Here is a 16,905-nt window from a genome sequence, read left to right as displayed (position 1 = left end):
CATCGTGGCCGTGAGCCGCCCGGCCGGCGCTCCCGGCCGGCCCCGGATCAGCCCAGACGGGCCAGCACCGGACGCAACGCGGCGGCCACGTCGGGCGCGGTCACCGGACCGCCGCGCGCCGCCTCCCGGCCGGCCAGCCCGTGCAGGTACGCCGCCGCGGCGGCGGCCCGCTCGGGCGCCAGCCCGGCGGCGAGCAGCGAGCCGAGCAGCCCGGCCAGCACGTCGCCGGTGCCACCGGTGGCCAGCGCCGGGGTGCCGGTCGGGTTGACGTACGCCCGCCCGTCGGGCGTGCCGACGATCGTCCGATCGCCCTTGAGCAGCACCACCGCGTTCATCCAGGCGGCCAGCCGCAGCGCCGAGGCGACCCGGTCCTCGCCCGGCATCTCGCCGCAGAGACGGGCGAACTCCCGGTCGTGCGGGGTCACCACGATCGGGGCGTCCCGCCCGCGCAGCCGGTCGGCGAGCTTGCAGTCGACCAGCAGGGTCAGCGCGTCGGCGTCCAGCACCACCGGCACCGGCGCGGCCAGCACGGCGCGCAGCTCGGCGGCGGACTCCTCCCCGGTGCCGAGCCCCGAGCCGCAGACCCAGGCCTGCACCCGGCCGGCCTCCGCGACCCGGGCGGTGGCGATCACCGACGGGTGCTGGTGCACCACCTCGGCCCGGGCGCCGCCGGCGTAGCGAACCAGGCCGGTGGGACCGGCCAACGCGCCGCCGACGGAGAGCACCGCCGCGCCCGGGTAGGTGGCCGAGCCGGTGGCCACCCCGACCACGCCCCGCGAGTATTTCTCCGACGAGGCGCCGAGCGCCGGCCACCAGTCGACCAGGTCGGACCACTCGGTCACGCGCAGCGCCGGCGCGCCGCGCAGCCACGGCGTGAGCCCGATGTCGACCAGGTCGACCTGCCCGGCCAACTCGGCGGCCGGACCGACGACCAGGGCCGGCTTGAGTGCGCCGAAGGCCACTGTCACGTCGGCCCGCACCGCGCAGGGCCGCCCGTCGTCGGTCAGCGGGACGTGGCCGGTGTCGACCGCGACGCCGCTCGGCACGTCCACCGCGACCACCGTGGCCCGGGCGTCGTCGCGGCCGAGACGCCCGGTCAGGCCGGCGGCGAGCTGGTCGGCGGTCTCCCGCAGGCCGCCCGCGCCACCGATGCCCACGATGCCGTCGAGCACCAGGTCGACCACGTCGGCCGGCCGGTCGACCACCCGCCCACCGGCGGCGCGCAGCGCGCCCAGGCCCTCGGCGTGCGCCCGGCCGGGGGTGAGCAGCAGGGCGTCGACAGCCGCGCCCCGGGCGGCCAGGCGAGCCCCCGCGTAGAGGGCGTCGCCGCCGTTGTCGCCGGAGCCGACCAGCACCAGCACCCGGGCGCCGTAGACCCCGCCCCGCTCGGCCAGCAGCAGCGCGCAGCGGCGGGCCAGCCCGGCCGCGGCCCGTTGCATCAACGCCCCGGCCGGAAGGGTGGCCATCAGCCCCGCCTCCGCCGCCCGAACGTCCGCGACCCGCCACACCGGTCTCATGCCATCGCCCCGTTCGTTCCGCCGGCCGGATCGGCCACGATCAGGACCCTCACCCTACCGGCGCCCCGGTTCCGGGGCCGGTTCGCCGGAAGGGCCTGTGGAAAACCCGGAGCCGTGTCCACAGGGCCGACGCGGGCGGTCCCGCTGCCCCTAGCGTTCCCGCTGTCCGGGACCGGCCGGTGGGGCCGGCGGGGTGGGGAGGTCGTCGTGGTCGAGGAGCCGTTCGCCGTCGATCCGGAGCTGCTGCGCGTGGTGGCCCGGGGGTTGGCCGACGACGCGTACCGGCTGGCCCACGGGCCGGGCGGGATCCCGGGTCCGGTCCCGCCGCCGCCGGACGGATGGCGGGCCGACGCGGCCCTCGACGAGCTGGACACCGCGGTGCGGCGCTGGTCCGGCATGCTCGCGGCCCGGGTGGCCGGCACCGCCGAGGCGTTGCGCGGCGGCGCGGACGGCTACGAGGCGGCGGACGACCGGGCCGCCCACCGCCTCACCGGGACCACGCGATGAGCGGCCACGACGCGCGCACCGTGGCCACCGGTCCGACGGCGGGCGGACACGCCGCCCGGGTCGGTCCGACCACTCCGGTTCCGACCGGCGGCGCGCGGTCCCGCACTCCGGATCCGGACGGCGGCGCACGGTCCCGGCCGGCCACCGAAGTCGGGCCGACCACTCCGGACCCGGCCGGCGACGCCCGGTCCCGGGCGACCACCGCGGGAACCGTCGGCTACGCGCAGCTCTGGCGGGCCGATCCGGGGGCCTGGCTGGCCGCCGGCGCGGCCTGGCGCGGGCTCGCCGGCCCGGTGCGCGGGCGGGCCGCCGGGCTGGCCGCCCACGCCGGCGTGCTCCGGCCGGGCTGGGCCGGTAGCGCCTCGGCCGCCGCCCAGCGGCGGATCGGTGAGCTGCGCACCACGCTCACCGATGTGTTGCCCGTCCTGTTCGAGGTCGACCAGGCGTTGGCCGAGTTCGCCGCCCGGATGAGCGTGGCGAAGGCCCGGCTCGGTGCCGAGGTGGCCCGGGCCGAGAGCGGCGGCCTGGCGGTGGACCGCACCGGCGCGGTCCGGGCCGACCCCACCCGCCCGTCCGACCGGGTCGGCCCGGCGGTGGTCGGGGCCCGGGCCGGGATCCACGGCGCGCTGGCGCTGGCGGGCGCGGCGGACCGCGAGGCGGCCGGTCGGCTGGACGCGCTCGCCACGGCGGCGGTGACCGGGTGGGTCAGTGTGCCGCCCGCCCGGCGGCCGGGGCCGGGGGCCGGGCCGGCCGAGGTGAGCCGCTGGTGGGCCGGGCTGAGCCCGGCGGAGCGGCGGTGGCTGGTCGGGCGCGAGCCGGGCCGGATCGGCCGGCTCGACGGGGTGCCGGCGGGCGCCCGCGACCAGGCCAACCGGGTGCTGCTCACCGACCGGCGGGAGGAGTTCCTCGCCCGCCGCCGCGCGCTGCTGCGCCCGCTGCCGGCCGGCCCGCTCGAGGTGACCCGGCGCGCCCGGTTGGCCAGGGTGGAGGCGGCGCTGGGCGGCCTGGACGGGCTCGGCGAGCGGCTGGCGACGCCGGGCGCGCCGCGGGCGTACCTGCTGGGGTTCGACCCGGCCGGGGACGGGCGGGCGGTGCTGGCGCTGGGCAACCCGGACCGGGCCGGCGCGGTGCTGACGTACGTTCCCGGCATGACCACGGATCTCGCCGACGCGCCGGCCGAGCTGGGTCGGGCCGCCCGGGTGCTGGAGCGGTGCGCGGCGGTCGGGCCGGGCGAGGAGACGGCCGCGGTGCTCTGGCTCGACTACGACGCGCCGGACTTCCTGCCCGAGGCGTCCTCCGCCCGGCAGGCCGAGGATGCCGGGCCGGCCCTGCACCGGTTCCAGGAAGGGCTGCGGGCCACGCACGAGGGGCCGCCGGCCCGGCAGACGGTGCTCGGGCACAGCTACGGCTCGCTGGTGGTGGGCGCCGCCGCCCGCGACCACGGGCTGGCCGCCGACGCGCTGGTCTTCGTCGGCTCGCCCGGGGTCGGCGTCGACCACGCCGCCGAGCTGCGGATGCCGGCCGGGCGGGTCTGGGCGTCGACCGCGCCGGACGACGTGATCCGGTTGGTCCGCGAGCCCGACGAGCTGGCCCGCCGCGCCGTGCTGGCCGGTACGCCGCTCGGCCCGGTGCTGGCCGTGCTGGACCCGCACGCCGAACGGCTCTGGTTCGGCGCCGACCCGAGCGCGCCGGGCTTCGGCGGCCGGCGCTTCCCGAGCGCGCGGCACGGCCACACCGGTTACTGGGATCCCGACAATCCGGCGCTGGACGGAATGGCCCGGATCGTGCTGGGCCGGTGAGCGGTCGGAGGACGGCACCGGCCCCCTCCGCCGTGGGCTGAGGGGGCCGGCGCGTCGGTCCGGGCTACTCGACCGTGACCGACTTGGCGAGGTTCCGCGGCTGGTCGACGTCGTGCCCCCGGGCGGCGGCGATCTCGGCGGCGAGCACCTGGAGCGGCACGGTGGTCATCAACGGCGCCAGCAGCGTCGGCGTACGCGGCACGTAGATCAGGTGGTCGGCGTAGCGGACCACCGCCTCGTCGCCCTCCTCCGCGATCACGATGGTGCGGGCGCCCCGGGCGCGCACCTCCTGGATGTTGGAGACGACCTTGTCGTGCAGCATGCCCCGGCCGATCGGCGACGGCACGATGCAGATCACCGGCGTGCCCTTGTCGATCAGCGCGATCGGGCCGTGCTTCAGCTCGCCGGCGGCGAAGCCCTCGGCGTGCATGTACGCCAACTCCTTGAGCTTCAGCGCGCCCTCCAGGGCGACCGGATAGCCCACGTGCCGGCCGATGAACAGCACGGTCGGCTCGGCCTTCAGCTCACGGGCCAGCTCGCGGACCGGCTCGATCCGGTCCAGCAGCTCGCGCAGCTTGGCCGGCATCTCCTGGAGCTGGGACACCACGGCGCCCACCTCGTCGGCGAACTTGATGCCGCGCACCTGGGCCAGGTGCAGGCCGATCAGATAGCAGGCGACGACCTGGGTGAGGAACGCCTTGGTCGAGGCGACAGCGATCTCCGGGCCGCCGTGGGTGTAGAGCACCGCGTCGGACTCGCGCGGGATGGTGGAGCCGTTGGTGTTGCAGACGGCCAGCACCCGGGCCTTCTGCTCCTTGGCGTGGCGCAGCGCCATCAGCGTGTCCATGGTCTCGCCGGACTGCGAGATCACCACGATCAGCGTGGAACGGTCGAGCACCGGGTCTCGGTAGCGGAACTCGCTGGCCAGCTCCACCTCGCAGGGGATCCGGGTCCAGTGCTCGATGGCGTACTTGGCGACCAGGCCGGCGTGGTAGGCGGTGCCGCAGGCGACGATGAAGATCTTGTCGACGTCGCGCAGGTCCTGCTCGCTGAGGCGGACCTCGTCGAGCGCGATCTCGCCGCTCTCGGTCAGCCGGCCGAGAAGCGTGTCCGCGATGGCCTGCGGCTGCTCCTCGATCTCCTTGAGCATGAACCAGTCGTAGCCACCCTTCTCGGCGGCGGACGAGTCCCAGTCGATGTGGAAGTCCTTGCCGGTGGCGGGCCGGCCGGCGAAGTCGGTGATCTCGATGCTGTCGCCGGTGATCAGGACGATCTGGTCCTGCCCCAGCTCGACCGCCTCCCGGGTGTGCTCGATGAACGCGGCCACGTCGCTGGCGAGGTAGTTCTCGCCGTCGCCCCGGCCCACCACGAGCGGCGAGTTGCGCCGGGCGCCGACCACCGCGCCGGGGATGGCGGCGTCCACGGCGAGCAGCGTGAACGCCCCTTCGAGCCGCTCGCAGACGACCCGCATGGCCGAGGCGAGCAACTGCGGGCCGTCGGCCTCGCCGGCGGCCCGCAGGTCGGCCAGCGCGCGGGCGATCAGGTGCGCGGCGCACTCGGTGTCGGTGTCGCTGGTGAACTCGACGCCCTCGTTCTCCAGCTCGGTGCGCAGCTTCGCGAAGTTCTCGATGATGCCGTTGTGGATCACCGCGACCCGGCCGTCCGGGGAGAGATGCGGGTGGGCGTTGCGGTCGGTCGGCCCGCCGTGCGTGGCCCACCGGGTGTGGCCGATGCCGGTGGTGCCGTCGCCGATGCCGATCGGGCTGGCGGCGCAGTCCTCGGGGTTGTCGGCGGCCCGCTCGGAGAGCACCTTCTCCAGGTTCGCCAGCTTGCCGGCCTTCTTCTCGGTCAGCAGCTCGTCGTCGCAGACGACGGCGACGCCGGCCGAGTCGTAGCCGCGGTATTCCAGCCGCCGAAGTCCGTCGAGCACGATGCCGAGCGCCGGGCGCGCACCGGCGTAACCCACGATTCCACACATGGTCCGCAGCCTAACCCAGTTTCGCTCACCACGCGTGCGCGGAAGGCGGGTTAACGATCACTGACCATGAGTGAACCGGTCAGCGAAGCGCATCCAGCGGACAAACCACGCATCCCCCGCGCACGACCTCCGCAGACCTTGGAAGATTTCGGTCCTCCTGGGGGCCGTTTCCTTCCAAGATCTCGGACGGACGGAGGAAGAGGAGCGAACGGCGGGACCGCGAGGATGGCCGGAACCCCCTACATTGAGGACCCGCTCCACCCCCCTCCGCGGTCGTCCGCGCCGTACCCCTGTGAGCTGAGCCGATGTCCGAGACGACCCCCTCCCCCGAGCCGACCTCCGGCCCGACGGACCCGACCGCGGCGCCGGCCGCCGGGGAGCCCGCCGCCTGGACACCCCCGGACCCGCTGGCCGCGCCGCAGCCCTGGACACCGCCCGCGCCCTGGTCGCCGTCGGAGCCGAGCCCCTGGGCACCACCCGGCAACGGCCCGAGCGACCGGCCCACCTCACCGGGAGCGGCGGACCCGGCCAGCACGGAGGCATCGGCGGACCCGGTCAGCTCGACAGCCCCGGCAACCACCCCCGCCGCGCCGGACGCGCCGGGCCGGCCGCCGGCCGCTGACCCGGCCGGACCGTACCCGCCCGCGTCGCAGCCGGCCGGCCCGTACCCGCCCGCGTCGCAGGCGGCCGGGTCGCACCTGGGCGGACCGTACCCGCCGGGGGCGTATCCGTCCGGGCCCTATCCGCCGGGGCAGTACCCACCCGGCCCGTACCCGGCCGGGTCCTATCCGCCCGGGCCGTACCCGCCGCCGTACGCGTATCCCGGCGGGGCGCCCCGCCGGTCAAGCGGGGGTTGGGTGATCGGGCTGGTGATCACCGTCGTCGTCGCGGTGGTGCTGGCCTTCTGCGGCTGCGTCGGGCTGGGTGCGCTCGGCGGCTTCGCCGACTCGATGACCTCGTCCGACGGTTCCTACGACGAGCCCTACATCTACGGGCCCGACGAGCCGGCCCCGGCTCCGACCGAGCCGGTGACCACCCCGTCCGGCGGGCCCGGCCGGTTCACCGTCGTCTACGAGGTGACCGGAGCCGACCAGGTCTACCTGCAGTTCTACGACGCGGACGCCAACTTCCTCCAGATCGAGGACGTGGACGCACCGTGGCGACTGCGGTTCACCGCGAACGACCGCGAGCGGGTGCAGATCATCGCGAGCCCGTCCGGGTCGGGGGAGGTGACCTGCCGGATCACCATCGACGGCAAGGTCGTCTCGCGGGACTCGGGGGAATACGGCGCGACCTGCTTCGGCTGGTGACGGCCCGAAGGTGGGCCGTAGGCTGGCCGCCGTGACGACGACCGATCCGCTGGTGGCCCGGATGCGGCCGTTCGGCACCACCATCTTCGCCGAGATGTCGGCGCTGGCCGTGCGCACCGGCGCGGTCAACCTGGGGCAGGGCTTCCCGGACACGGACGGCCCGCCGGAGATGCTGGCCGCCGCCGCCGAGGCGCTGCGCACCGGCCACAACCAGTACCCGCCGGGTCCGGGAATCCCCGCGTTGCGCGCGGCCGTGGCGGCCCACCAGCGCCGGTTCTGGGATCTGGAGTACGACCCGGACGGCGAGATCGTGGTGACCGCCGGCGCCACCGAGGCGGTGGCGGCCAGCATCCTCGCGCTCTGCGAGCCGGGTGACGAGGTGGTCTGCTTCGAGCCGTACTACGACTCGTACGCCGCCTCGATCGCGTTGGCCGGCGCGGTGCGCCGCCCGGTGACGCTGCGCCCCGGCGGCGACGGCCGGTACGCCTTCGACCCGGCCGAGCTGCGTGCGGCGTTCGGGCCGCGGACCCGGCTGGTGCTGCTGAACTCGCCGCACAATCCGACCGGGAAGGTGTTCACCGCCGCCGAGCTGGCGCTGGTCGCCGAGTTGTGCGACGAGTACGGCGCGTACGCGGTCACCGACGAGGTCTACGAGCACCTGGTCTTCACCGACGCCGCCGCGCCGCACGTGCCGCTGGCCACCCTGCCCGGCATGCGGGAGCGGACGCTACGCGTCTCCTCGGCCGGCAAGACGTTCTCCTGCACCGGCTGGAAGGTCGGCTGGGTGAGCGGCCCGGCGCCCCTGGTCGCCGCCGTGCTGCGGGTGAAGCAGTTCCTGACGTTCGTCAACGCGGGCCCGCTGCAACCGGCGGTGGCGGTGGCGCTCGCGCTGCCGGACGCGTACTTCACCGGTTTCGCCGACGACCTGCAACGCCGGCGGGACCAGTTGGTGGCCGGGCTCGCCGACGCCGGGTTCGGCGTGCTCGTGCCGGAGGGGACCTACTTCGTCACCGCCGACATCTCCCCGCTCGGCGGCCGGGACGGGGTGGAGTTCTGCCGGGCCCTGCCGGAGCGGTGCGGGGTGGTGGCGGTGCCGACGCAGGTCTTCTACGACGACGTGGCGGCCGGCCGCCGGCTGGTCCGGTTCGCGTTCTGCAAGCGGCCGGAGGTGCTCGCCGAGGCGGTGGCCCGGCTGGGCCGGCTCCGGGAGGACGGATGAGCGACGGGTACGCCGAGCGGCTGCGCCGGCTCGCCGCCCAGCGCGGCTGCGACACGATGCTCTCCGGCGTACGCCCGGCCACGGCGCGGGAGCAGTTGGCCGCGCTCGACGCGATGGCCGGCGACGACCTGCCGGACTTCTACGGTGAGGGCGGCGCGGTGGCGGAGCTGGAGGCCCGGGTCGCCGAGCTGCTCGGCGCGGAGGCGGCCGCGCTGTTCCCCTCCGGCACCATGGCCCAGCAGGTCGCGGTGCGCTACGGCGCGGAGCTGACCGGCCGGCCCGGCGTCGGCCTGCACCCGCTCAGCCACCCGCTGCTGCACGAACGCGACGCGTACACCCTGCTCGCCGGCGTGCGGGCGGTGCGCACCACGACCGCGCCGCGTAATCCGACGGCCGACGAGGTGGCCGCGCTCGACGAGCCGGTCGGCACGCTCTGCCTGGAGCTTCCGCTGCGCGACGCCGGCTTCGTGCTGCCGACCTGGGACGAGCTGGTCGCGGTCGTCGCGGCGGCGCGGTCCCGGGGTGCCCGGGTGCACTTCGACGGCGCCCGGCTCTGGGAGTCGACCGTCCACCTCGGCTTCTCGACGGCCGAGATCGCGGCGTTGGCCGACAGCACGTACGTCTCGCTCTACAAGTCCCTCGGCGGCCACTCCGGTGCGGTGCTGGTCGGCGACGCGGAGCTGGTCCGGTACGCCCGCGCCTGGCGGCACCGGTACGGCGGCACGCTGTTCCAGCAGTGGCCGGTGGCGCTCGCCGCGCTGGCCGGGCTGGAGCGGGAGCTGCCCCGGCTGGCCGGCTACGTGGGGCACGCGAAGGTGGTGGCCGAGGCGCTGGCGGGCCTGCCCGGCGCCCGGGTCCACCCGACGCCGCCGCACACCCACCAGTTCCGGTTCTGGCTGCCGTACCCGGCGGCGGTGCTCGACGCGGCGAACGTCGCGCTCGCCGAGCAGGAGCGGGCCTGGTTCGTCGGCGGCTGGCGGGACAGCGAGGTGCCGGGGCTGGCGCTGGCCGAGGTGACGATCGCCGGGCCGGCCCTGGAGCTGGACGCCGACGCGGTCACCGACCTGGCCGCCCGCTTCCTGCGCCGCCTCCCGACGAACTGACCGGCAGGTGGCGGGAGCGGGCGGCCGGACCGGTCAGGCGACCGGGCTGGCGGTGCGCACGTGCCCGGCGATGCGCTCGGCGACCTCGCGCGCGGTGGCCTCGGTGGCGGCCTCGACCATGACCCGCACCAGCGGCTCGGTGCCGGACGGGCGCAGCAGCACCCGGCCGGTCTCGCCCAGCTCGGCCTCGGCCCGCTCGACCTCGGCGCGCACGGCCGGTGCCGCGGCGCCGACGGTACGGTCGCCGACCGGCACGTTGATCAGCACCTGGGGCAGCTTGGTGACCACGGCGGCCAGTTCGGCCAGGGAGGTGCCGGTGGCGGCCATCCGGGCCATCAGGTGCAGGCCGGTGAGTACGCCGTCGCCGGTGGTGGCGTACGCGGGCAGCACGATGTGGCCGCTCTGCTCGCCGCCCAGCGCCAGGCCGGAGGCGCGCAGCTCCTCCAGCACGTACCGGTCGCCGACCTTGGTCTCGACCAGCCGGATGCCGTGCGCGGACATGGCCAGCCGCAGGCCGAGGTTGCTCATCACGGTGGCGACCAGGGTGTCCTGGGTCAGCTCGCCGGCCTCGCGCATGGCCAGGGCGAGGATCGCCATGACCTGGTCGCCGTCGACCTCCTCGCCGTCGGCGGTGACCGCGACGCACCGGTCGGCGTCGCCGTCGTGGGCGAGGCCGAGGTGCGCGCCGTGCTCGACCACGGCGGCGCGCAGCGCGTCGATGTGGTTGGAGCCGCACTCGTCGTTGATGTTGAGCCCGTCCGGCTCGGCGTGGATGGCGATCACCTCGGCGCCGGCCTCCCGGTAGGTGACCGGGGCGACGTCGGCGGCCGCGCCGTTGGCGCAGTCGACCACCACCTTGATCCCGTCGAGGCGGTGCGGCACGGTGCCGACCAGGTGCTGCACGTAGTGGTCGGCGCCGTCGAGCAGGTCGTTGACCCGGCCCACGCCGGCGCCGATCGGGCGCTCCCAGGCGGTGGTGGCGTTCGCCTCGACGGCCGCCTCGATCCGCATCTCGATCTCGTCGGGCAGCTTGTGCCCGCCGGCGGCGAAGAGCTTGATGCCGTTGTCGGGCATCGGGTTGTGCGACGCGGAGAGCATCACGCCGAGGTCGGCCTTGATCTCGGCGGTGAGGAACGCCACGGCCGGGGTGGGCAGCACGCCGACCCGGACCACGTTCGCGCCGGCGCTGGTCAGGCCGGCGACGACGGCCGCCTCCAGCATCTCGCCGCTGGCCCGGGTGTCCCGGCCCACCACCGCGAGCGGCGGATGGCTCCGGTCCGTCTCGGCCAGTGTGTGGGCCGCGGCCACCGCGACCGCGAGCGCCAACTCCGGGGTGAGATCCGCGTTCGCCCGCCCGCGTACGCCGTCCGTGCCGAACAACCGGCCCATACCCGCCAACCTCCGTGGAACTGCCGTTGAGGAGAGAAACACGGAACGGCCGGGCCGCCCCCGCAGAAGGGAGGCGGACCCGGCCGTCCGTCAGAAGTACAAGACGCTGTCGGTGATCAGCGCTTCGAGTACTGGGGAGCCTTACGGGCCTTCTTGAGGCCGTACTTCTTGCTCTCCTTGACCCGGGCGTCACGGGTCAGGAAGCCGGCCTTCTTCAGGGCCGGGCGGTCGTCGGGCTCGTTGACGATCAGCGCCCGGGCGATGGCGAGCCGCAGCGCGCCGGCCTGACCGGTGGTGCCGCCGCCCCGCAGGTTGGCGATCACGTCGAAGGCTTCCGGCTTCTCGGCGGTGACCAGCGGGTCCTTGATGAGCTGCTGGTGCACCTTGCTCGGGAAGTAGGCCTCGAGGTCGCGGCCGTTGCAGGTGATCTTGCCGCTGCCCGGGATGATCCGGACCCGGACGATGGCTTCCTTGCGACGGCCCACGGTCTGGATCGGGCGGTCACCGCGGGGCGCGCGCGCGACGGGCGCCGGCGCCTCGGTGGCCTCGGGGGCGACCTCGGTCTCGGTGATGTCGGTCATGCTGCTTCCTTCGCCCGCGCTCACTGCGCGATCTGCTTGATCTCGAACGGCGCCGGCTGCTGCGCGCCGTGCGGGTGCTCGGCACCGGCGTAGACCTTCAGCTTCTTGAGAATCTGACGGCCCAGCTTGTTGTGCGGGAGCATGCCCTTCACGGCCAGCTCGACGGCCCGCTCGGGCCGCTTGGTGAGCAGCTCGTCGTAGCCGACCCGCTTCAGACCACCCGGGTAGCCGGAGTGGCGGTAAGCGACCTTGGTCTGGCGCTTGTTGCCGGTCAGCGCGACCTTGCCCGCGTTCACGATGACGACGAAGTCGCCCGTGTCGACGTGCGGCGCGAAAGTCGGCTTGTGCTTGCCACGCAGCAGCGTGGCGGCGTGGGTCGCGAGGCGGCCCAGCACGACGTCAGAGGCGTCGATGACGTGCCACTGACGCTCGATCTCACCCGGCTTCGGGCTGTACGTACGCACAGGTCTACCTTGTCTCGTCGTCGGTCTGGGGTCGCGCGCCGAGGTAACCGGGGCTTCCCAGTCGAACCAGCGCGCACGAACGACCAAGCGTACCTGATGCGGCACGCCTAAGAATGTCGTACAACAGCAGGCAACGATACCGGGCCGTCGGGTGGCAGGTCAAAACGGGGTCACCCCGCGCGCGGCCTGCGCCTTCGCATGACGCCTGTCACACGCCGTCCGGTCCACCCGGCTGCCCGGTCACAGCTCCTGGAGGATCCGCAGCGCGCGGCCGACCCGCTGCATGGTCTCGGTGTCCGCCACGTCCACGCACTCGGTGAACCACTTCTTCATCGGCGCGGAGAGCCGGTCGGGCATCACCACGAAGCCGCCCATCCGCACGGCGAGCGGCGAGTCGCGCAACAGCGACTCCTCGACCACCTCGGCCACGATCACGATCGGCACGTCGGTGGAGTTGTAGACGTCGGAGCTGATGACCAGGCCGAACCGCTCCCGGGCGCCGGAGATGCGCCAGACCTCTCCCCTACGCAGCACGCGGGCGTCCGCCGCCGAACAGGGCGTCGTGGACCATGCCGACTTCCTGGGCGTCAGCGAGGGCGGCGGATTCCAGGTCCAGCCCGGCGCGGCCGACCGCCTCGGCGTGCGCGGTGAACACCTCGCGCAGCGCCTTCTCCCGGGCGGCCCGGTCCATCCAGGCGGAGAGGGAGAGCCCCTCCCGCTTGGCGAACCGGCGCGCCTCCTCGATCGTCTCGTCGGAGAACGACAGTGTCACCTTGGCGGTCATGCCGAGCAGATTACCCAGTGGTATGACCGCCAGTCATCCCCGCTCGCGCCGGTCGCGGAACCGGACACCCGGGCTCACTCGGGGGGACGACGGCCGCCGAAGACGGCGAAGCGCCACTCCTTGAAGAAGCAGTCCACGTCGACCAAGCCGGCCTCGCCCAGCCAGCGGCACTGGTCGGCGACCGTGGCCGGCCGGTCGTAGCGCATCCGCCCACGGGAGGCGGCGATCTCCTCGGCGTCCGAGCCCAGCTCGGCGATCCGCGCCATCCACACCTCGTCGTAGCGCCGCTCCAACGCCGGGGTCGGGCCGGCCACCTGCTCGGCGTTGACGAACACGCCGCCGGGTGCCAGCGCGTCGGCCGCCCGCCGGTAGAGCCCCCGCTTGCCGTCGTCGTCCAGATGGTGGATGGCGAGCGCGGAGACCACCGCGTCGTAGCGGCCCTCGGGCAGCGGGTCGGCCAGGTCGGCGTGGACGGTGTGGTGCGACACCCCGCGGGCCGCCAGGTGGCCGGCGGCCACCGCCAGCATGCTGGGCGCGCCGTCGACGAGGGTCAGCCGGGCGCCCGGGACGGCCGCGGACAACAGCAGGGAGAGCAGGCCGGTGCCCGCACCCAGGTCCAGCACATCGGGGGTACGCCCGGCAGCCAGCGCCGCCCGCAGTGGCGGCACGGCGACTTCGACGGCTGCTCCGTAGAAGGCGTCGAAGCAGGGCACCAGCCGGCGTCGGGCCTCGTCGTAGGTGCCGGCCACGGCGTCGAACACGTCCGTCACACTCATGCGCGTCTCCCATTAAATGAGACAGTTTTCTCACATTCTAGATCCCCTGGCGGGTTCCGTCACGCCCGTGCGGTGTGAGGCGCTCTTGACAGGACCGAAACAGGGGGGACCCGGACCGGAAACCGCCCGACGGCACGCTTTCGTGGCATGACGGACGGTGCACGCGTGACCACGCAACCGGGGACACGTCCCCGAGTGGAGGTGACGCTTGCCTCTCCCCTGCACAAGCAGGTCCACGACCTCACCACCGGCCGCCGCCCCGGCCCGCCAGGCGGGCGGTACGGCCCGGTCGAGGTACGGCTGCGGCAGGAGGAGTGAATGCGGGACGAACTGGCGGGCTTCACCATCGGGGTCACCGCGGACCGGCGGCGCGACGAACTGGCCGCGCTGTTCCAGCGCCGGGGCGCCCGGGTGGTGCTCGCCCCGGCGCTGCGGATCGTGCCGCTGGCCGACGACAGCGATCTACGCGAGGCCACCCGGGCCTGCCTGGAGCACCCGCCGGACGTGTTGATGGCCAACACCGGCATCGGGATGCGGGGCTGGCTGGAGGCGGCCGAGGGCTGGGGGCTGGCCGACCCGCTGCACGCCATGCTCGCCCGCGCGTACGTGGTGTCGCGCGGGCCGAAGGCGACCGGGGCGATCCGCGCCGCCGGCCTGCGCGAGCACTGGTCGCCCGCCTCGGAGAGCTGCGACGAGGTGGTCGAGCACCTGGTCCGGCGCGGGGTGGCCGGTCAGGTGGTGGCGTTGCAGTTGCCCGGTGACCGGCAGCCCGAGTGCACCGAGGCGCTGGTCGCGGCCGGGGCCACGGTGATCGAGGTGCCGGTCTACCGCTGGGCGCCGCCGGCCGACCCGGCGCCGCTGCACCGGCTCATCGACCTGGTCGCCGGGCGGCTGGTCGACGCGGTCACGTTCACCTCCGCGCCGGCGGCCGAGGCGCTGCTGCGGGCGGCCGGGGACCGTACCGAGACGGTGCTGGCGGCGCTGCGTGGCGACGTGCTGGCCGGGTGCGTGGGCACGGTCACCGCCGAGCCGCTGGTACGGCGTGGGGTGCCGGTGAGCGCGCCGAGCCGGGCCCGGCTCGGCGCGCTGGTCCGGACGATCGTCGAGGAACTGCCCCGCCGTACCGTTTCGGTGAAGGCGGCCGGGCACGTGCTCACGTTGCGCGGTCACGCCGCCGTGGTCGACGGCGAGCTGCGCCAGTTGGCGCCGGCCCCGATGGCCGTGCTGCGGGCGCTGGCGGCGGCGCCGGGAAAGGTGCTCTCCCGCACCGCGCTGCTGCGGACGCTGCCGCGCGGTGCGGACGAGCACGCCGTGGAGATGGCGGTGGCCCGGCTGCGGGTGGGGTTGAAGGCGCCCCGGGTGGTGCAGACCGTGGTGAAGCGCGGCTACCGCCTGCGGGTGGACTGACGCCGGCTCAGTGCCGCCGGGCCGCGCCGACCTGGAGGTCGACCAGGGCGAGCAGGAACGCCGACGCGTGGCCGGCCTCGTCGTGCGCGATCTCGGCGAACAGGTCCGCCGCCTCGTCCTCACCCACCGAGGCCGCCTGCCGGGAGAAGGCCGGATACATGGTGCCCGCCTCGTAGACCTCACCGTCGATCGCGTCGCGCAGGTTGTCGGCGTCGCCGCGGACCAGGCCGGCGAGCGTGGCCGCCTCGGCGAAGTGCTCGCCGAGCTCCTGACTGGCGGTGTTGTCCCAGAGCCGGGCCAGGCGCGGCTGGCCGCCGTCGCGGGCGTGCCGGGCGTAGAGGGTGTACTTGGCGTACGCGAACGCCTCGCCGCGCACCGTCGCCTCCAGGTTGTCCTGGGTGGCGCCCGAGCAGACCGGGCGACCGGCGGTGACGGGGACCGGTGGGACCGCCTCGCCGACCGGGATGCCCACGCCGGAGCCGGGGTGGGTGATCGCGTACCGGGCGAGGCGGAAGCGGGCGGCGTGCCGGGCCTCGTCGCCGGCCAGTTCCTGGAACAGTCGCGCGGCCCGCGGGCAGCGGTCCCGGCGGGCCTGCCGGGCGTAGCCCGGGTAGACCACGGTGGCCTCGTGCCACTCGCCGTTGATCGAGTCGCTCAGGTTCGCCTCGTCCGAACCGACGAAGCCGATCAGCGCGGCCTCCTCGGTGAAGTGCTCGGTCAGCTCGGTGGCGCCGGTGGTCCGGAACAGGTCGGCGATCCCGTCGTGGCCGGTGCGTGCCGCCGCCGCCCCGTACGCCAGGTACTTGGCGTGCGCGAAGGCCTCTCCCTTCATCGCCGTCAGCGTGTTGGCGCGGGTCCTGGCGTCGGTCACCGCGGCCTGCGCGGGCGCCGCCGTCAGGCCCACACCGAGCAGGGCGCCGACGACCAGCGCGGTGATGCCTCTGACTGTCCGCATCGGGATTCCCCTCTCACTTGCGCCCACTGTGAAAGACTCTTCACACAGCGTGACGATGCTCGGGGGAATCCTAAGTTTGCGCAGGTCAGGAGCGGAAGAACCGCAATCCGGCGGGTCGCCCTCAGCCCACCGACGCCGGGTAGCCGTGCTCGGCCTGGAGCCGGAGCATGGCGTGCTCCACCACGGTCACCAGCACCTGCTTGACCGAGTCCCGCCGCCGGGCGTCACACATCACCAGCGGCACGTCCGGTGAGATGGCCAGCGCCTCCCGGATCTCCTCCAGCTCGTAGTGCGGCGCGTCGTCGAACCGGTTCAACGCCACCACGTACGGCAGCTTGCGGTTCTCGAAGTAGTCCAGCGGCGCGAACGCGTCGGTGATCCGGCGCGTGTCCACCAGCACCGCCGCGCCCACCGCGCCCCGGATGATCTCGTCCCACATGAACCAGAAACGCGTCTGGCCCGGCGTCCCGAAGAGATAGAGGATCAGGTCCTCGGCCATGGTGATCCGGCCGAAGTCCATGGCGACCGTGGTGGTCTCCTTGCCCGGCACCTTCGACGGGTCGTCGATGCCCACCCCGGCCGCGGTCATCAACGCCTCGGTGGTCAGCGGCTGGATCTCGGAGATCGCCCCGACCAGGGTGGTCTTGCCCACCCCGAAGCCACCCGCGATCACGATCTTCGCGGAGATGATCTCCCGGCCGCGGCTCGCCCCGTCGGGGTCATAGTTCGCGAAGTCCACTTAGCACCCTTCCAAGCAGGTTCATCCGCGCCGCGAAACCCGTCGCGGGAGCGGCACTGTGTAGCGTCAGCAGGCCCTCGGCCACCATGTCGGCGACCAGCACCCGGGTGACGCCCAGCGGCATCCGGGTGTAAGCGGCGATTTCCGCCAGCGACTGTGCCCGGCCTTCACAGACCGAGGAGATGCGGTACTTGTCGTGCCCGGCGAAGCGCGCCTCGGCGGACTGGGTGGCCGTGCTCGACAGCACCGCCTCGAGCGCGATGTTCTGCAACGGCTCGGTGCGGCCGCGGGTGACCGCGTACGGTCGCACCAGCGCGCCACGCGGATCACGTCGCGGTTCCATCTCGCGATCACCTCCCCTCGTACGGAGCCGGAGC

The 16,905-nt window shown here is 74.5% G+C and carries 18 protein-coding genes; 7 read left to right on the top strand and 11 right to left on the bottom strand.

The features are described from left to right. Nucleotides 1-47: 47 nt before the first annotated feature. Nucleotides 48-1,517, bottom strand: coding sequence for an NAD(P)H-hydrate dehydratase (locus tag GA0070213_RS19000; protein WP_091065943.1), 1,470 nt, complete (start codon nt 1,515-1,517; stop codon nt 48-50). Between the two features lie 207 nt (nt 1,518-1,724). Here GA0070213_RS19000 and GA0070213_RS18995 point away from each other — a divergent pair, with 207 nt between their 5' ends. Together GA0070213_RS18995 and GA0070213_RS32545 are read left to right on the top strand one after the other, a co-directional pair. Further along, on the top strand, nt 1,725-2,024 hold the full coding sequence (locus GA0070213_RS18995) for a hypothetical protein (RefSeq protein WP_091065938.1): 300 nt from the start codon (nt 1,725-1,727) through the stop codon (nt 2,022-2,024). Continuing rightward, nucleotides 2,021-3,823 carry an alpha/beta hydrolase gene (locus GA0070213_RS32545; protein ID WP_281182306.1) on the top strand — a complete coding sequence of 601 codons (1,803 nt, stop codon included), beginning with the start codon at nt 2,021-2,023 and terminating at the stop codon, nt 3,821-3,823. The genes GA0070213_RS18995 and GA0070213_RS32545 overlap by 4 nt, the downstream gene beginning before the upstream one ends. A gap of 64 nt (nt 3,824-3,887) precedes the next feature. On the opposite strand, the gene glmS is transcribed toward GA0070213_RS32545, so the two are convergent. Further along, a complete protein-coding gene (gene glmS, locus GA0070213_RS18985) occupies nt 3,888-5,801 on the bottom strand; it encodes a glutamine--fructose-6-phosphate transaminase (isomerizing) (RefSeq protein ID WP_091065935.1) in 1,914 nt (637 codons plus the stop codon). Nucleotides 5,802-6,106: 305 nt separating this feature from the next. Here glmS and GA0070213_RS32540 point away from each other — a divergent pair, with 305 nt between their 5' ends. Genes GA0070213_RS32540 through GA0070213_RS18970 form a run of 3 tightly spaced genes read left to right on the top strand, consistent with a single transcriptional unit; the run spans nt 6,107 to nt 9,433 of the window. Further along, on the top strand, nt 6,107-7,111 hold the full coding sequence (locus GA0070213_RS32540; protein WP_091065933.1) for an MmpS family transport accessory protein: 1,005 nt from the start codon (nt 6,107-6,109) through the stop codon (nt 7,109-7,111). 31 nt (nt 7,112-7,142) lie between these two features. Continuing rightward, on the top strand, nt 7,143-8,330 hold the full coding sequence (locus tag GA0070213_RS18975; RefSeq protein ID WP_091065930.1) for a pyridoxal phosphate-dependent aminotransferase: 1,188 nt from the start codon (nt 7,143-7,145) through the stop codon (nt 8,328-8,330). After that, entirely contained in the window at nt 8,327-9,433 is a 1,107-nt protein-coding gene (locus GA0070213_RS18970; protein ID WP_091065925.1) for a threonine aldolase family protein, read from the top strand. The genes GA0070213_RS18975 and GA0070213_RS18970 overlap by 4 nt, the downstream gene beginning before the upstream one ends. A 33-nt stretch (nt 9,434-9,466) precedes the next feature. Here GA0070213_RS18970 and glmM read toward each other — a convergent pair whose 3' ends face one another. The 6 genes from glmM to GA0070213_RS18940 all read right to left on the bottom strand — a co-directional run bounded on the left by glmM (nt 9,467) and on the right by GA0070213_RS18940 (nt 13,427). Continuing rightward, on the bottom strand, nt 9,467-10,822 hold the full coding sequence (gene glmM, locus GA0070213_RS18965; RefSeq protein ID WP_091065922.1) for a phosphoglucosamine mutase: 1,356 nt from the start codon (nt 10,820-10,822) through the stop codon (nt 9,467-9,469). A 116-nt stretch (nt 10,823-10,938) separates the two neighbouring features. Further along, nucleotides 10,939-11,403 carry a 30S ribosomal protein S9 gene (rpsI, locus tag GA0070213_RS18960; RefSeq protein ID WP_089155217.1) on the bottom strand — a complete coding sequence of 155 codons (465 nt, stop codon included), beginning with the start codon at nt 11,401-11,403 and terminating at the stop codon, nt 10,939-10,941. A gap of 20 nt (nt 11,404-11,423) precedes the next feature. Then, nucleotides 11,424-11,867 carry a 50S ribosomal protein L13 gene (rplM, locus tag GA0070213_RS18955; protein ID WP_091065920.1) on the bottom strand — a complete coding sequence of 148 codons (444 nt, stop codon included), beginning with the start codon at nt 11,865-11,867 and terminating at the stop codon, nt 11,424-11,426. 240 nt (nt 11,868-12,107) lie between these two features. Continuing rightward, nucleotides 12,108-12,401, bottom strand: a complete 294-nt coding sequence (locus GA0070213_RS18950) for a type II toxin-antitoxin system PemK/MazF family toxin (protein ID WP_091065917.1) — start codon at nt 12,399-12,401, stop codon at nt 12,108-12,110. After that, on the bottom strand, nt 12,391-12,651 hold the full coding sequence (locus tag GA0070213_RS18945; RefSeq protein WP_091065914.1) for a DUF6364 family protein: 261 nt from the start codon (nt 12,649-12,651) through the stop codon (nt 12,391-12,393). Before GA0070213_RS18945 ends, GA0070213_RS18950 begins: the two co-directional genes overlap by 11 nt. 74 nt (nt 12,652-12,725) lie before the next feature. Next, nucleotides 12,726-13,427, bottom strand: a complete 702-nt coding sequence (locus GA0070213_RS18940) for a class I SAM-dependent methyltransferase (protein WP_091065910.1) — start codon at nt 13,425-13,427, stop codon at nt 12,726-12,728. Nucleotides 13,428-13,592: 165 nt separating this feature from the next. Between GA0070213_RS18940 and GA0070213_RS31615 the strand changes: the two genes are divergently transcribed. After that, nucleotides 13,593-13,745 carry a hypothetical protein gene (locus GA0070213_RS31615; protein WP_175441403.1) on the top strand — a complete coding sequence of 51 codons (153 nt, stop codon included), beginning with the start codon at nt 13,593-13,595 and terminating at the stop codon, nt 13,743-13,745. After that, nucleotides 13,746-14,834, top strand: a complete 1,089-nt coding sequence (locus GA0070213_RS18935; protein ID WP_091065906.1) for a uroporphyrinogen-III synthase — start codon at nt 13,746-13,748, stop codon at nt 14,832-14,834. It begins immediately after the preceding gene. 7 nt (nt 14,835-14,841) lie between these two features. Here the strand turns inward: GA0070213_RS18935 and GA0070213_RS18930 are convergent, their stop codons facing one another. The 3 genes from GA0070213_RS18930 to GA0070213_RS18920 form a co-directional block, all read right to left on the bottom strand. Beyond that, nucleotides 14,842-15,789, bottom strand: coding sequence for a ferritin family protein (locus tag GA0070213_RS18930; RefSeq protein ID WP_217628634.1), 948 nt, complete (start codon nt 15,787-15,789; stop codon nt 14,842-14,844). Between the two features lie 121 nt (nt 15,790-15,910). Further along, on the bottom strand, nt 15,911-16,528 hold the full coding sequence (locus GA0070213_RS18925; RefSeq protein WP_091065903.1) for a GTP-binding protein: 618 nt from the start codon (nt 16,526-16,528) through the stop codon (nt 15,911-15,913). After that, nucleotides 16,509-16,871, bottom strand: coding sequence for a DUF742 domain-containing protein (locus tag GA0070213_RS18920; RefSeq protein ID WP_091065900.1), 363 nt, complete (start codon nt 16,869-16,871; stop codon nt 16,509-16,511). Before GA0070213_RS18920 ends, GA0070213_RS18925 begins: the two co-directional genes overlap by 20 nt. Between the last annotated feature and the right edge of the window lie 34 nt (nt 16,872-16,905).

It is taken from the genome of Micromonospora humi (assembly GCF_900090105.1).
GTDB classification, from domain to species: domain Bacteria; phylum Actinomycetota; class Actinomycetes; order Mycobacteriales; family Micromonosporaceae; genus Micromonospora; species Micromonospora humi.
Note: the sequence above shows the minus strand (reverse complement) of the source record. Positions and strands in the feature narration are given on the sequence as shown.

Bases quoted from the DNA above. Each gene is read 5' to 3' on its own strand.
- GA0070213_RS18930 (WP_217628634.1), bottom strand. From the start codon at position 15,789: ATGCGGACAGTCAGAGGCATCACCGCGCTGGTCGTCGGCGCCCTGCTC.
- GA0070213_RS18920 (WP_091065900.1), bottom strand. From the start codon at position 16,871: ATGGAACCGCGACGTGATCCGCGTGGCGCGCTGGTGCGACCGTACGCG.
- GA0070213_RS18940 (WP_091065910.1), bottom strand. From the start codon at position 13,427: ATGAGTGTGACGGACGTGTTCGACGCCGTGGCCGGCACCTACGACGAG.
- GA0070213_RS19000 (WP_091065943.1), bottom strand. From the start codon at position 1,517: ATGAGACCGGTGTGGCGGGTCGCGGACGTTCGGGCGGCGGAGGCGGGG.
- GA0070213_RS32545 (WP_281182306.1), top strand. From the start codon at position 2,021: ATGAGCGGCCACGACGCGCGCACCGTGGCCACCGGTCCGACGGCGGGC.
- GA0070213_RS18945 (WP_091065914.1), bottom strand. From the start codon at position 12,651: ATGACCGCCAAGGTGACACTGTCGTTCTCCGACGAGACGATCGAGGAG.
- GA0070213_RS18935 (WP_091065906.1), top strand. From the start codon at position 13,746: ATGCGGGACGAACTGGCGGGCTTCACCATCGGGGTCACCGCGGACCGG.
- GA0070213_RS18970 (WP_091065925.1), top strand. From the start codon at position 8,327: ATGAGCGACGGGTACGCCGAGCGGCTGCGCCGGCTCGCCGCCCAGCGC.
- rpsI (WP_089155217.1), bottom strand. From the start codon at position 11,403: ATGACCGACATCACCGAGACCGAGGTCGCCCCCGAGGCCACCGAGGCG.
- glmS (WP_091065935.1), bottom strand. From the start codon at position 5,801: ATGTGTGGAATCGTGGGTTACGCCGGTGCGCGCCCGGCGCTCGGCATC.
- glmM (WP_091065922.1), bottom strand. From the start codon at position 10,822: ATGGGCCGGTTGTTCGGCACGGACGGCGTACGCGGGCGGGCGAACGCG.
- GA0070213_RS32540 (WP_091065933.1), top strand. From the start codon at position 6,107: ATGTCCGAGACGACCCCCTCCCCCGAGCCGACCTCCGGCCCGACGGAC.